This is a genomic window from Shewanella pneumatophori (assembly GCF_023283895.1).
Taxonomy (GTDB): Bacteria; Pseudomonadota; Gammaproteobacteria; order Enterobacterales; family Shewanellaceae; genus Shewanella; species Shewanella pneumatophori.
In genome coordinates this window covers 23,511-38,463 of the sequence record NZ_JAKILB010000012.1, presented here as the reverse complement: position 1 = coordinate 38,463, position 14,953 = coordinate 23,511, and the positions used below count along the sequence as shown (strand labels likewise).

The window sequence follows — 14,953 nt, the reverse complement described above, 5'->3', positions numbered from 1 at the left end:
ATGCGGCCATAGGAGTCTAACTGATTTAACGCTTAAGGTTAACCGTAAACAGGGAACTTAGCGCACAATTCCAGAACCTGACCCTTAACGCGTTCGCTAACGGCTAGATCTGAAATGTCATCTAGGATGTCACACATCCAGTTAGTCAGTAATACAGACTCTTCTTCACCAAAACCACGACGGGTAATTGCTGGAGAACCAATACGCAGACCAGAGGTCACAAATGGAGAGCGTGGATCGTTTGGTACTGAGTTTTTGTTCACTGTAATGTTAGCGTTGCCTAGGGCTGCGTCAGCATCTTTACCAGTGATATCTTTGCTGATCAAATCAAGCAAGAATAGGTGGTTGTCTGTACCGCCAGAAACCACATCATAACCACGTTCGATGAACGTACGTGCCATTGCTTTAGCGTTAACAACTACTTGCTCTTGGTAAGTCGTAAACTCTGGGTCTAGTGCTTCTTTAAATGCAACCGCTTTAGCAGCGATAACATGCATTAAAGGACCACCTTGGCCACCAGGGAATACCGCTGAGTTTAGCTTCTTGTAAATATCTTCATCATTACAAGCAGATAAAATCAAACCACCACGAGGACCTGCAAGCGTCTTATGGGTTGTTGTTGTCACAACGTGAGCGTGTGGCATTGGAGTTGGGTAAATACCAGCAGCAACAAGACCCGCTACATGTGCCATATCAACAAATAGGTAAGCACCTACTTTATCAGCGATTTCGCGGAACTTACCCCAGTCGATAATACCTGAGTAAGCGCTGAAACCTGCGATGATCATTTTAGGCTTATGTTCTACAGCTAAACGCTCGACTTCAGCGTAATCAATCTTACCTGTAGTTTCATCAATACCGTACTGAACTGAATTGTATAGCTTGCCAGAGAAGCTTACGTGTGAACCGTGAGTTAGGTGACCACCGTGTGCAAGGCTCATACCTAGAACAGTGTCGCCGCCTTGTAGTAATGCCATAAATACTGCAGCATTTGCTTGTGAACCAGAGTGTGGTTGTACGTTAGCGTAAGTTGCACCAAATAATTCTTTTGCACGAGAAATAGCTAGTTCTTCAACGATATCAACATGCTCACAACCACCGTAGTAGCGCTTGCCTGGGTATCCTTCTGCATACTTGTTAGTAAGCTGAGTACCTTGCGCTTCGATAACACGAGGACTAGTGTAGTTTTCTGAAGCAATGAGTTCGATGTGCTCTTCTTGGCGACGCGTTTCATCTTCGATTGCTGCAAATAGTTGTGGATCGTAATCCGCGATATTCATATCTTTTTTCAGCATTACTCACTCCAGCTGTAAAATTCTTCTAGTAGGGTTGCGCGTATTCTACAGCGCATTCGATCACAATCCCAGCATTTGCATCATGAAATTACTTGCATTTGTAGATGAGTGAGTTTTGTAAAAAGTGCCAATCGTCCAAAATCGATCTGTATCTGCAAACAATCAACTATGGTTATAACCCGGCTAATTGAGATTTAAATTCTGCCTTTAACCAAGTAGAATTAGCGCCATTCAACAAAAGAACAAATACCATTAAAGAGAACTAAACATGGCTCAATTTGTATATAGCATGCTTAGAGTGGGCAAAATTGTCCCGCCTAAGAAACAAATTCTTAAAGATATCTCATTAAGCTTTTTCCCTGGCGCAAAAATCGGTGTTTTGGGCCTAAACGGTTCAGGTAAGTCTACCCTTCTACGTATTATGGCTGGCCTAGATACCGAAATTGAGGGTGAAGCTCGCCCAATGCAAGATCTGAAAATTGGTTACTTACCACAGGAACCAAAACTAGATCCAAACCAAACTGTGCGTGAAGCTGTTGAAGAAGCCGTTGCTGATGCCAAAAATGCGCTTGTACGTCTAGATGAAGTTTATGCCCTTTATGCAGAGCCAGATGCTGACTTTGATGCACTTGCTAAAGAACAAGGTGAACTTGAAGCTATTATTCAGTCACAAGATGCACACAATCTAGATGTAGTGCTAGATCGCGCAGCTAATGCACTGCGCCTTCCTGATTGGGATGAGAAAATCGAAGTGCTATCAGGTGGTGAGCGCCGCCGTGTAGCAATTTGTCGTCTGCTACTTGAAAAGCCAGACATGCTATTACTTGATGAACCAACCAACCACTTGGATGCTGAATCAGTTGCATGGTTAGAACGCTTCTTACAAGAGTACACAGGTACTGTTGTGGCAATTACCCACGATAGATATTTCTTAGACAATGCTGCAGGCTGGATCTTAGAGCTTGACCGTGGTGAAGGTATTCCGTGGGAAGGTAACTACTCTTCTTGGCTTGAGCAAAAAGATGCTCGTCTACAGCAAGAATCAGCAACAGAAAGTGCTCGTCAAAAGACGATTGCCAAAGAGCTTGAGTGGGTACGTCAAGGCGCGAAAGGCCGTCAGTCTAAAGGTAAGGCGCGTATGGCTCGCTTTGAAGAGCTTAATACTAACGACTACCAAAAGCGTAACGAGACCAACGAATTATTTATTCCGCCTGGACCACGTCTAGGTGACAAGGTTATCGAGATCAATAACCTAACCAAATCTTACGGTGACCGCGTACTGATTGATAACTTAAGTTTCTCAGTACCAAAAGGCGCTATCGTCGGTATTATAGGTGCGAACGGTGCGGGTAAATCAACCCTGTTTAAGATGATTTCAGGCGCAGAGCAGCCAGATAGCGGCACCGTAGAGCTAGGTGAATCAGTGCAGATCGCTTCGGTTGAGCAGTTCCGTGATTCAATGAACGATAAGAACACAGTTTGGCAAGAGATCTCTGACGGCCAAGACATTATGCGCATCAACAACACTGAAATTCCAAGCCGCGCCTACGTAGGCCGCTTTAACTTCCGTGGTGGCGATCAGCAAAAGATCATCGGCACATTATCTGGTGGTGAGCGTAACCGTGTACATTTAGCTAAGCTACTACAAGCTGGCGGTAACGTTCTGTTACTCGATGAACCAACCAACGATTTGGACGTTGAAACATTACGTGCACTTGAGGAAGCCTTACTTGAGTTCCCTGGTTGCGCCATGGTTATTTCGCACGACCGTTGGTTCCTAGATAGAATCGCGACTCATATCCTAGACTACCGTGACGAAGGTAAAGTTAACTTCTATGAAGGTAACTACACTGAGTACTCAACATGGTTGAAAGAAACTATGGGTACCGATGTTGTTGAACCACACCGCTTAAAGTACAAGCGCATGGTTAAGTAATATCAACGCATAAATAGTAATAATGATAGAGACCTTGGCAGCAATGTTATTGGTCTCTTTCTTTATACATCCCTTCTGTCATCCTTCATACTTTTCACCTATTAAGCATCACTGTCAAAAAATCGTCATTTATCTACATAATCTATTTGTAAAGCCAAACCAAGTTGAGTAACATGCGTTCAAAATCTATGGTTCGCAACAATTCCATAGCCTTGTCGTTACAATCAAAAAAGGATTGGTTGTTTACAGTATTGGATTAATTTAAATGGAGTTTTCAGTGAGATACGGTTCTATAGCCATTGCGCTTTTATGCTTATTTTCAACTAATTCATTTGCAAACCTGAAGGTAATCACTCCTTCGGAAGAAGCCACCTTAAAAGAGATCGAACAGCAATATAATATTGACTCTCAACTGATCACTGTTAACGACAAATTCTCTCAGCTCAACAAACGCTATTATGATTTACAAGAGTTAAAAGACAGCATTACAGCTAATCAAGTGGCTTATGATGATCTTATCGCTCAGCTGCCTAATAAAATTCTCGCCAAAACTAATATGGCGCAATTTTATAGTCAAATTGAAGCCAATATTAATTCAACTGCCAACCTAACCCAAAAAACCAAAATAGATGCAGCAGCGATTGAGCGTCAACGCGTTATAGTGCAGCAAGAATATGAAATCGTCGAAGAACAACGTCTTGATAGAAGCCAGCAACTCTTTAAATTAAAAACAGACATTATCAACCGCCTGCTCGCTGATCTGTCAAAATCTTCAAGCAAGCTAAAAGTTGATCTCGATGGCAGCACTCAATGCTCTAAGTTTCAGTCAATTTCTGATTGCTTAAAAAAATCCAAGTCTGAAATCTTATCCAGTACCCGCAGTGAATCTCCTTTTTTGAATGATAAAAGCGTATTGCTATCTTATGAAGTCACTGACGCAAGTATGAATATGACTGGCGATCTACGCTATAAAGTAGCAATGAACTTTAAGCCGTCTTATAACAGTAAAATCGATACCGTTATCAATGAAAAACTCGGCTTACGTTCAGCCATGATCACTCTAGTCAGCAATGTCGCTGCAGACTGGTATATCAATGGAGTCAAAGTCGGCACAGGCACAAAAATATTCCACGAGGTGCCACTAGGTAAACATGGGATCTTGGCTTCTTATCAAAATAGCGATAAATCAAGTATTGAAAAAATCGAAGGCAATGGCGTATTTAGCTACAAGTTCGAGCATGTCAAAGCTAACAAACAACTTGTCAGCAAAAATAACAGTGTTGAGCTTTTGCCGCCTGCACTGCCAGTAAAAACCCAAGCTAAAACTAAAACCACAGCCAATAGCTCTGAAACCAAGAAACCTAAAGCTAAGTTTACCTTGTTAGCTGATAACACAACGATCCCTACCCCAAGCAAAGCAACAAAGAATAAGGCTGATAAAGAACAGGCTTATGAGTACTTTATCGGGATCCCTGCAACGACTAACCAACAGAACGCTGAGTTTAGTACCGAGCAGTTACGCCAATAACAAGGCCGGCAATGCTACCTATTAAGGTCTAATCAGGCTTAAGTAGGTAGCGAATATTCGCTTACCTAAGCCCATTAATCACTCCTGTTGAACTTTTCCAGCTTCATCACTATTTATAATTGGTTACCACTTTTACTCATAAATCTTGCGATTAAATTAGACTAAGTTAACCAAACGTGAGTATGCTAACCGTATAAAATAACAACAATAAGCGTGATACCATGGTTGGAAAAAGAATGGTTGAAAAGAAAATGGATGAAACCAAAACGGACGAAACAACTACTCAGCCGGTTGATACGCACGATTCAGCAACAACAGCTCCCAAAAAGCCCAAAGCATTTTTAAACAGCATCAACCACTTTCGTGGCATCGCCATTATTTTTATTGTTATGGCTCACTGTTACCGTCCAGCAGGCTGGGAAATTGAAACCTTTGCCGATAAAGCCTGGTTTAACTTAATGATGAATGGCACGGTATTTTTTGTATTTATCTCAGGCTTTTTATTTCACCACGTTTTCTACCACCGCTGGGACTACAAGAAATACATGAAAAACAAAACTAAGTTTGTTTTTCTTCCTTACCTGCTGCTGTCACTACCTTGGATTGTTTGGCACTTAACCGTTGGCACCGATCCTATGATGCATAAAGAGATGGCCGATATTTCTGGTCCTGCTGCAGCTGCAAGTTGGTATGTAATTACTGGTCGCACACTTACCGCATACTGGTACATTCCTATGGGTATGATGCTGTTTGCTCTGTCACCTTGGGTCATGCAGCTAATCAAAAAACAACAGGTACTGTATTACGCCATACCTATGCTCTTAATCGCGATTATGGTGCACAGGCCCATTTCAAATTTAAATGCAATTCAATCGCTAGTGTACTTTTTGCCAGTGTATTTGCTGGGGGTTTGGGGCTCAGCTCATCGCGATAAGCTGTTTCCTTTTATCGATAAATACTGGCTAGCTATGTTACTCACAGGAATTGCACTTGCACTTATTCAGGCGCAATTCTTTGGTGCAGGCACACTCAATAAAGAGCCTTTTGAAATGACTGTACCTGATTTAATGTTGCCGCAAAAAATCCTGTTAACCTTAGTCATTTTGGCCATTTTGAATAAGTTCGAACATATCTCGATTGCACCGCTGCAAAAGCTGGCAGAGGTGAGTTTTGCTATCTACTTTATTCACCCCTGGATCACCACGCCTTGGTGGATGATATACGACAGCCCAGACTTATTTGGACTAGCCAACCAAGGCAATATTTTTACTACGCTACTGGTCACATTAGCTGTGGTGGCAATCTCTTATCTGATTGCCATCATTATTAAAAAGCTACTCAGCAAACGCAGTCGCTACCTTATCGGCTGGTAACTTATCTGCTGCTTATCACTTAATATAGTTTTGATTTAAAAAATAAAATAAGAATGACAACAATGACTAAATCTCTTTTACTAGCTGCAACATTACTGGCTAGCACATGGCAACTACAGGCATCAGAGCCGCTGGCATATCAATTTGATGGACCGTATGTTTTTAATGACTCAAGCGCAAAAAAGGCAACCAAGCACAGTGCTTATTGGGTGTGTAATGCAGAGCTTAAACACAACTATGCCAGCGATAAGCAGCTAACTCGACCAGACAACTGTGGTCAGTTACCACAGCCGCTACTTAGCGATACCGTAAAGCAGATCATGCCTGACAGCTACGATGGCATTAAAAAGATTGTCACCCTAAGTGACGTACATGGCCAATACGATGTACTAATCACATTACTAAAGAATCAAAACATTATTGATGCCAATAATAACTGGGCCTTTGGCGATGGTCATATGGTGATCACCGGCGATATGTTTGACCGCGGCGATAAAATCAATGAAGTGCTCTGGTTTGTGTATCAGTTAGATCGCCAAGCCAAAGCCGCTGGCGGCATGTTGCATTTATTGATGGGTAACCATGAGCAAATGGTGCTTGGAGGAGATTTACGCTACGTCCACCAGCGTTACGATTTAGCCAGTAAGTTGCTGAATAAAAGCAACGATGCCCTTTATGGAGAAGATACTGAGATCGGCCAATGGCTTCGCAGTAAACATACCTTAGTCAAAATTAACGACGTGCTATATATGCACGGTGGCATTAGCAGCGAATGGCTAACAAGAGAGCTGACAATTAGCCAAGCCAATCAGATATTTCGCGATAACATTGGTCGCTCTAAAAAAGAGCTTAAACAAGATGAGCTACTCAACTTCCTATTTTACGGCAATGGACCAACTTGGTACCGCGGTTACTTTAAAGATAGCTTCAGAGAGGCTGAACTCGATAAGATTTTGGCCTATTTCAACGTAAGGCATATTACTGTCGGCCATACCTCACAAACGCAAGTACTGGGCCTATTTAATAATAAGCTTATTGCTGTTGATAGCAGTATCAAACGCGGCGTACAGGGTGAGCTACTATTGATTGAAAATGGTGAGCTTATTCGTGGCTTATATAATGGTGCCCGTCAGCCGTTATAATTTAGCTTAGCTGACTTACACTCTTAGCCCGCTATAACTAAAGCTGTAAATTAACTGCTTATAGCAAATGCCAATTAGCCGCATAAGACTTAATCTCTAGACAATGCCCAGAGCAATACTCTAGGTAATAAAGCATGCTAAATTCCGCTGCAATTTATGCTCGCCAACATAGTCTACAAAGCTACAATAGCAGTGATGGATAAACGCACTTGATCAAATAATGAAAACAAAGATGCACATTGGTTAAATATGCAAAATTTAAGATCGAGAAATGTAAAACGTTAACTTCTAATTTTCTTTACTTTACATTGCTTTACCGTACAAAGCTGGATTTTTATCTACAATAATCCCAACTTTGGCTGTGTTAAGTAATCATTCATGAAACCATCATATTATCTTGTCCCTTTAATACTGGTTGTTGTAGGTGCGGTATCCTACAGCAGTTACTCTGAAGCAAAGCGCTCTGATAAAAAAGAACGCGCCGTTCGTACTGTTCCTGTTGTAACCGGCCTTGTTGAACAACATGAGCTATCTCAGGCGCTTTCACTTATCGGCAAGCTAGATGCCGAGCAATCAGTTTTTATCGCGCCGCAAATCGCCGGCAAAATTAAATCTGTGCAAGTCAACACAGATCAAGAGATCACCCAAGGGCAGATTTTAGTGCAACTTGACGATGCCAAAGCGCAAGCATCACTTGCAGAAGCGGCAGCCTACCTTGCAGATGAAAAAAGAAAGCTCAAAGAGTTCCAAAAGCTGATTGACCAAAACGCAATTACTAAAACAGAAATTGATGCTCAAAAAGCCAGTGTTGATATGGCTGCAGCGCGCCTAGCCGCCGCGCAAGCCGATCTTGATTATCATTATTTAAGTGCCCCTTTTGCGGGTACAGCAGGTCTTATCGACTTTAGCCAAGGTAAGATGGTTACCGCTGGCAGCGAACTTCTTTCATTAGATGACTTATCTAGCATGCGCCTTGACCTTCAAGTACCTGAAAACTACTTATCACAGCTAAGTATTGGTATGTCTGTGGTCGCAAAGAGCCGCGCTTGGCCTAAGCAAGAGTTTGTCGGCAAAGTTATCGCTATTGATTCACGCGTTAACCAAGACACCTTAAACCTGCGTGTCCGCGTTCAGTTTAGTAATCCAAAGCACCAGTTAAAACCTGGCATGTTGATGTCGGCAACTATGCTATTCCCAAGCGTATCTGAGCCTGTTATTCCAGTACAAGCACTAGAGTATTCAGGGACTAACCGTTTTGTATATGTTATCGGTGAAGACAACATTGCTAAGCGCACTAAAGTGACGCTAGGAGCACGTATTAACGATGAAGTGCTAATCACTGACGGCATAAAAATTGGCGATAAAGTAGTAGTTCAAGGCCTTGTAAATATGCGCGATGGTTTACGTGTCGATGATTTAGCCGAATCGGCTCTTGCTAACAAACAAGCTAAAGCAGCGCAAGAAGAGCAACAAGCAAGAGGAAGCATCTAAATGTGGTTGTCTGATGTTTCAGTGAAACGCCCGGTTGTCGCCATTGTATTAAGCTTACTGCTGTGCGTATTTGGTATGGTGTCATTTAGCAAGCTCGCAGTACGCGAAATGCCAGATGTAGAAAGCCCTGTCGTCACGGTAATGACCACCTATTCTGGTGCGTCTGCCACCATTATAGAAAGCCAGATCACCACTGCACTAGAATCTGAATTAACCGGTATTAGTGGTGTCGACCAAATCGAATCCGTTACCCGCAATGGTATGTCGCGTATTACCGTGACCTTCCTCATCGGGTGGGATCTAACAGAAGGCGTCAGTGACGTACGCGACGCTGTAGCGCGGGCTCAGCGCCGTCTTCCAGATGAAGCTGACGATCCTGTGGTATCTAAAGACAACGGTACTGGTGAGCCTTCAGTTTATGTCAATTTAAGTTCATCTATCATGGATAGAACTCAGCTGACTGATTATGCTCAGCGCGTATTAGAAGACAGATTCAGTCTGATCTCTGGCGTTAGTAGCGTTGATATTTCTGGTGGTCTATACAAGGTAATGTATGTGCAGCTTAAGCCTGAACTTATGGCTGGCCGTAACATTACCACCTCAGATATTGTTAATGTACTAAACAAAGAAAACGTTGAAACGCCGGGCGGCCAAGTCCGTAACGATACAACGGTTATGGCAGTGCGCACAGCCCGCCTTTATCAAAGCCCTGAAGACTTTAATTACTTAGTTCTACGCACAGAAAGCGATGGCTCTCAAGTTTATTTGAAAGATGTTGCCAGCGTATTTATTGGCGCTGAAAACGAGAACTCAACCTTTAAAAGCGACGGCGTGGTTAACATCAGCCTAGGTATCGTAGCCCAATCTGATGCAAACCCGTTGGAAGTGGCGCAAGACGTTCACAAAGAAGTCGAGCTAATCCAAGACTTTTTACCAGACGGTACCAAGTTGATTGTCGATTACGACTCTACGGTATTTATCGACCGCTCTATTGATGAAGTATTTAGCACCTTAGCGGTAACCGCCTTGCTAGTAATTTTGGTGTTATACATCTTTATTGGCCAAGCTAGAGCCACCTTAATCCCAGCAGTGACGGTACCGGTATCGCTTATTTCAGCATTTATTGCTGCCAACGTATTTGGTTATTCAATTAACCTACTTACGCTAATGGCACTGATTTTATCTATCGGCCTGGTAGTAGATGATGCCATCGTTGTTGTAGAAAATATTTTCCACCATATCGAAAAAGGCGAGCCGCCATTACTCGCGGCATACAATGGTACTCGCGAAGTTGGCTTTGCGGTGATGGCAACCACCGCAGTACTGGTAATGGTGTTCCTACCGATCTCGTTTATGGAAGGTATGGTTGGACTCCTGTTTACCGAGTTCTCTGTCATGTTGGCAGTTTCAGTACTGTTTTCATCGCTGATCGCACTAACATTGACGCCGGTACTTGGCAGTAAAATCCTCAAGGCCAATGTTAAGCCAAATCGCTTTAACCTCATCGTTGATTGTGCCTTTAATCGCCTCGAGAATGGCTACCGTAAAATGGTCACTAAAGCAGTGAATTTACGTTTAGCTGCGCCACTGGTGATTATTGCCTGTGTGCTTGGTAGTGGCTGGTTAATGCAACAGGTTCCTGCTCAACTTGCACCAACTGAAGACCGCGGTGTGATTTTCGCCTTTATCAAAGGCGCAGAAGGCACCAGTTACAACCGTATGGCTGCGAACATGGAGATCGCAGAAGACAAGCTAATGCCATTGTTAGGCCAAGGCGTAGTTAAGTCATTTAGTATTCAAGCACCAGCCTTTGGCGGCCGCGCGGGTGACCAAACAGGCTTTGTGATCATTCAGCTAGAAGATTGGAACGACAGAACCGTTAATGCACAACAAGCATTAGGCGTTATCGCCAACGCGTTAAAAGGTATTCCAGATGTGATGGTACGTCCTTTACTACCGGGTTTCAGAGGCGGTTCAAGTGAGCCGGTGCAATTTGTACTTGGTGGTTCTGATTATCAAGAGCTATTTAAATGGGCAACAATGCTTGAGGAAGAAGCCCTATACAGCCCGATATTTGATAGCCCTGAAATAGACTATAAAGAAACATCACCAGAGCTTGTGGTTACCGTTGACAAAGAACGTGCAGCGCAGCTTGGTATTAGTGTTGCAGAAGTGTCTGAAACCTTAGAGATCATGCTTGGTGGCCGCAGCGAAACGACCTTTGTTGAGCGTGGAGAAGAGTACGATGTTTATCTGCGCGGCGATGAAGATAGCTTTAATAACGTAGCCGATTTAAGCCAAATTTATATGCGCTCAAACAAAGGCGAGCTCATCACCTTAGATACCATTACTCATATTGAAGAAGTGGCATCAGCGCTTAAACTTAGCCACAACAACAAGCAAAAGTCGATCACCTTAAAAGCCAACTTAGGCGAAGGTTACACCTTAGGTGAAGCGTTAGACTTCTTAGATCAAAAAGCAATTGAAATGCTGCCAAGCGATATCACTGTTGCTTACACCGGTGAGTCAAAAGACTTTAAAGAAAACCAAAGCAGTATCTTTATTGTGTTTGGTTTAGCCTTGCTGGTTGCATACTTAGTATTAGCAGCGCAGTTTGAAAGCTTTATTAACCCGTTAGTGGTGATGTTTACTGTACCTATGGGGGTATTTGGTGGTTTCCTAGGTTTGTATCTAACCGGCCAAGGCCTAAATATTTACAGCCAGATCGGCATGATCATGCTAATTGGTATGGTAACCAAGAACGGTATTCTTATCGTTGAATTTGCTAACCAGTTGCGCGATAAAGGCCTTGAAATTGAGCAAGCGATTATTGATGCATCGACTCGTCGCTTACGTCCAATTTTGATGACGGCATTTACTACGCTAATTGGTGCAATCCCACTGATTTTATCAACTGGTGCAGGTTCAGAGAGCCGCATCTCTGTCGGTACTGTAGTGTTCTTTGGTATGGCGTTTGCCACCTTTGTAACCCTACTCGTTATCCCAGCTATGTACCGCTTGATCTCTGTGGCAACCAAATCGCCAGGTTTTGTTGAGTCACAGCTTGATAAAGCCATTGAAGAGCATAAGCAGCTAACTTCACAATCATCATAATATTGATGACTTGATGATAAGTCACAGCTGGAGAGTAAAAGCTAACTAGCAATAATCTTACTCACTATAAAGGAGCCCATATTCATAATATGAGCTCCTTTTTGTTTTTACTGATTGGTATAAAAACACACAGCAAAGCTTGATATTGATTCTATACTTATTGGTATTAAGGCAGGAGGATATACTGCCACCTAGCAAACGCTTTATTCGCACAAGGAGGTCACGCTTATGGATGAAACTGACTTTACTCGCAACAATGCTCACTATGACTCCTCAATTGACACCGATGACAGTAATATCTTTGACACTGTGCATATTGACGGCCAATTTATTGTAGAAAGACGCTCAGGACGCGACAATCGAGCGAACAGTAAACTAAAGGCCTACGATAGACGCCAATCATCGCAAAACTACCTACCTGATATTGATATCTATATATAATCAGTTGTAACACTCGCTAACCGCATAGCTAGCAACATAACTAACAACACAACTAAAGTATCGTTATGTATAATCGACTATCACAAGATGGTCGGCTTGTCTCATGAGTCAATGCAAGCGCAATGAGCCGGTACGAGTGTAATCAATTAGTGCGAGCGCTGTGAGTTAGTGCTAGTCTCATCAATTAGCATCTATCTATCTAGCTAGCTAACAACTTCTGCCTATGCTCAGCAAAATTAAGTCTTACTAAATGAGCCTAACTAAATGAGTCTACTTTGAAAAAAATCGCTCTGTTTGTTGATGTGCAAAACATCTACTACACCTGTCGCCAAGCCTACGGCCAACAGTTTAACTATCGTAAACTGTGGCAACATTTAGGCTATGAGGGCGATATAGTACAGGCCACCGCTTATGCAATTCATCGCGGTGATGACGGCCAGCTCAAGTTTCAAGACGCATTAAAACACATTGGCTTTGAGGTAAAACTAAAACCTTTTATCCAGCGCAGTGATGGCTCAGCCAAAGGTGACTGGGATGTGGGCATAACTATAGATATTATGGAAGCAGCAAGTGAAGTAGACAGTGTTATTTTGCTATCCGGTGACGGAGATTTTGATTTGCTGATGCAAAAAATCCAGCAAAAGTATGGCGTGGAAACTCAGGTTTATGGCGTGCCAAGCTTAACCGCAAAATCACTGATTGACTCTGTTAACCAGTACCATGAAATCGACCCTAGCTTGTTGCTTTAAGTTCTTTACTTTAGCCTTGTTGCTTTAAGCTCATGACGGTAGCTTTGTTATTTTAACCTTATAGTTAACGATAAAAGCTTAAATAAAAAAGGCTCAACCACTAATTTGGCTGAGCCTTTATTATATTTACGCTGGGCTATCTTAGCGACTAATACAACTCGCTAAACCAAATCATAAAGCGCGCTTTTATAGCGTTTTGCTTGGCTTAGCCAGTCAAAGCGAACTGACTTAGCGCACTGCTGCATTTGCTGCCATGTCGCACTACCAGCCATAGATAACGCCTTATCAAAGGTCGCTAACAATGATAAACCTTGCTGCTGTATATCCTCGCCCTCAAATACAAAACCAGTCTCTAAATGATGTACCGTGTCTTTAAGGCCGCCGATATGATTAACTAAGCACAACTGCCCTGCTCGCATTGCTAACATCTGGCTGATCCCACAAGGTTCAAATGAACTCGGCATCAAAAACAATGAGCCTAACTCATATAACTGTTTTGATAATTGCTCATCGTAACCATCCATAAAAATAAACTGCTTATGTCTGGCGGCGATATCAGCAAACTCACGGGCAATAGCATTATCACCGCTACCAAGCATCACAAAGCGAGCGTGGCTATCATGCTCAGCAAGTTTCGCCAGCAGCACTTCTAACACGGTTTTACCGCGCAAGCTGTTGTCACTCACCTCTAAAGAAAAGCGATGACGCAATATCATCACCTTTTGATCAGTTAAGCGGCCAACTGAGGTCAACAAAAATGCCTGCTGCGCGTTTGAGCCTTTAACATCTTTGGCTTGATTAACGCTATTTAGGCTGCCAGATTGCCACTGCTGCAATCGACTCTGAGCAATAAAGTCCTGAGTTCTGACCTGCAATTTTCCCACTTGCCAATTAATAAGCTTATCTAAAGCTTGCTCAACAAAATCGAGTTTTGAATCACAGCTCGCAGCTAAAGAGTCAGTTGCTTGTGTTTCATCGCCATACATACAGCCATTTAAAATCCCCACCAATGCCTGCTTATCTAGCTTTGCTTGCAAGTCATGCTCTAGTCCCTCACCACCAAAAAAGCCTTGTGCTGGCGCCGATGGCCGAAGCACTTCATGGGCGTAACTCGGTGAGACTAAATGCACTTTATCGCTAAGCACTATGCCTGCGCGCATAGGGTTGACACAGTTGTAATAACGCGGGTCTTGTAACTGGCAAAGCTGCTCGGGGCTAAGTTTAGCAGTTAATCTTGGATACCAAGCTGCAAGCGACGATGAATCACCACTTAACGGCCTAATGCCCTGCAGTGCCAAATTGTGAATACTAAACACACAAGGCAAGTCTTGTAAAAAGCGGTAGCGGCGATCAAAAGCGCGCAGCGCTGCAAACATGCCTGTATGCCAATCGTGCAGATGAATATGACTAGGAAGCTCGTTAAAAACCTGTCGCGGTTTATCGGTATAAAAATCCTGACTTAGGGCTTCGGCTACCGCCAAGTTAAACAGTGCAAACTTGGTCGCATCTTCAGCAAACGGGCGCTGTGCATCCCCTTGCGAATAAGCGCCAAGGCTGCCGTTAAACAGCCCATGTTCAAAAAGGTAAAAGTGGCTGTTTTCAAGTTTTGGGTTAGCAGCGCGGTAAACCGCTACGCGCTGATGTTGCCCTTGAAAATCAACGTCAATGTTAGCTACCCAATGGGCATTTGCCGAAGCGATTAATGAGCCAAAGCTTGGCATTATCACATCAACCGCGATATTGAGTTTTGCCAGCGCAAGCGGCAGATCACGTAACACATCAGCCATGCCGCCAACTTTAGCGCCAGGGATGGCGCCATTTTCAGCCGCAAGCATTAACACTCTTGCCTGAGGGGGATTATATTGATTATCCAATATCGACATA

At 43.1% G+C, this 14,953-nt stretch carries 10 protein-coding genes; 8 read left to right on the top strand and 2 right to left on the bottom strand.

From position 1 onward, the window contains the following. Positions 1-38: 38 nt before the first annotated feature. On the bottom strand, positions 39-1,295 hold the full coding sequence (gene glyA, locus L2740_RS16510) for a serine hydroxymethyltransferase (RefSeq protein WP_248951204.1): 1,257 nt from the start codon (positions 1,293-1,295) through the stop codon (positions 39-41). 268 nt (positions 1,296-1,563) lie between these two features. Here glyA and ettA point away from each other — a divergent pair, with 268 nt between their 5' ends. The 8 genes from ettA to L2740_RS16470 all read left to right on the top strand — a co-directional run bounded on the left by ettA (position 1,564) and on the right by L2740_RS16470 (position 13,069). Continuing rightward, a complete protein-coding gene (gene ettA, locus L2740_RS16505; RefSeq protein ID WP_248468787.1) occupies positions 1,564-3,231 on the top strand; it encodes an energy-dependent translational throttle protein EttA in 1,668 nt (555 codons plus the stop codon). A 277-nt stretch (positions 3,232-3,508) separates the two neighbouring features. Next, a complete protein-coding gene (locus tag L2740_RS16500) occupies positions 3,509-4,759 on the top strand; it encodes a hypothetical protein (protein ID WP_248951203.1) in 1,251 nt (416 codons plus the stop codon). 236 nt (positions 4,760-4,995) lie between these two features. Next, positions 4,996-6,132: an acyltransferase family protein gene (locus L2740_RS16495; RefSeq protein ID WP_248951202.1), complete on the top strand. Its 1,137-nt coding sequence runs from the start codon at positions 4,996-4,998 to the stop codon at positions 6,130-6,132. 62 nt (positions 6,133-6,194) lie between these two features. Then, entirely contained in the window at positions 6,195-7,274 is a 1,080-nt protein-coding gene (locus tag L2740_RS16490) for a metallophosphoesterase (protein ID WP_248951201.1), read from the top strand. Between the two features lie 378 nt (positions 7,275-7,652). Then, on the top strand, positions 7,653-8,765 hold the full coding sequence (locus L2740_RS16485) for an efflux RND transporter periplasmic adaptor subunit (protein WP_248468791.1): 1,113 nt from the start codon (positions 7,653-7,655) through the stop codon (positions 8,763-8,765). Next, positions 8,766-11,879, top strand: a complete 3,114-nt coding sequence (locus L2740_RS16480) for a multidrug efflux RND transporter permease subunit (protein WP_248951200.1) — start codon at positions 8,766-8,768, stop codon at positions 11,877-11,879. It begins immediately after the preceding gene. A gap of 228 nt (positions 11,880-12,107) precedes the next feature. Next, positions 12,108-12,320 carry a hypothetical protein gene (locus tag L2740_RS16475; protein ID WP_248951199.1) on the top strand — a complete coding sequence of 71 codons (213 nt, stop codon included), beginning with the start codon at positions 12,108-12,110 and terminating at the stop codon, positions 12,318-12,320. A 275-nt stretch (positions 12,321-12,595) separates the two neighbouring features. After that, positions 12,596-13,069 carry a LabA-like NYN domain-containing protein gene (locus L2740_RS16470; RefSeq protein ID WP_248951198.1) on the top strand — a complete coding sequence of 158 codons (474 nt, stop codon included), beginning with the start codon at positions 12,596-12,598 and terminating at the stop codon, positions 13,067-13,069. A gap of 161 nt (positions 13,070-13,230) precedes the next feature. On the opposite strand, the gene L2740_RS16465 is transcribed toward L2740_RS16470, so the two are convergent. After that, complete coding sequence (locus L2740_RS16465) at positions 13,231-14,952, bottom strand: glycogen synthase (RefSeq protein ID WP_248951197.1); 1,722 nt, start codon at positions 14,950-14,952, stop codon at positions 13,231-13,233. Position 14,953: the final 1 nt, after the last annotated feature.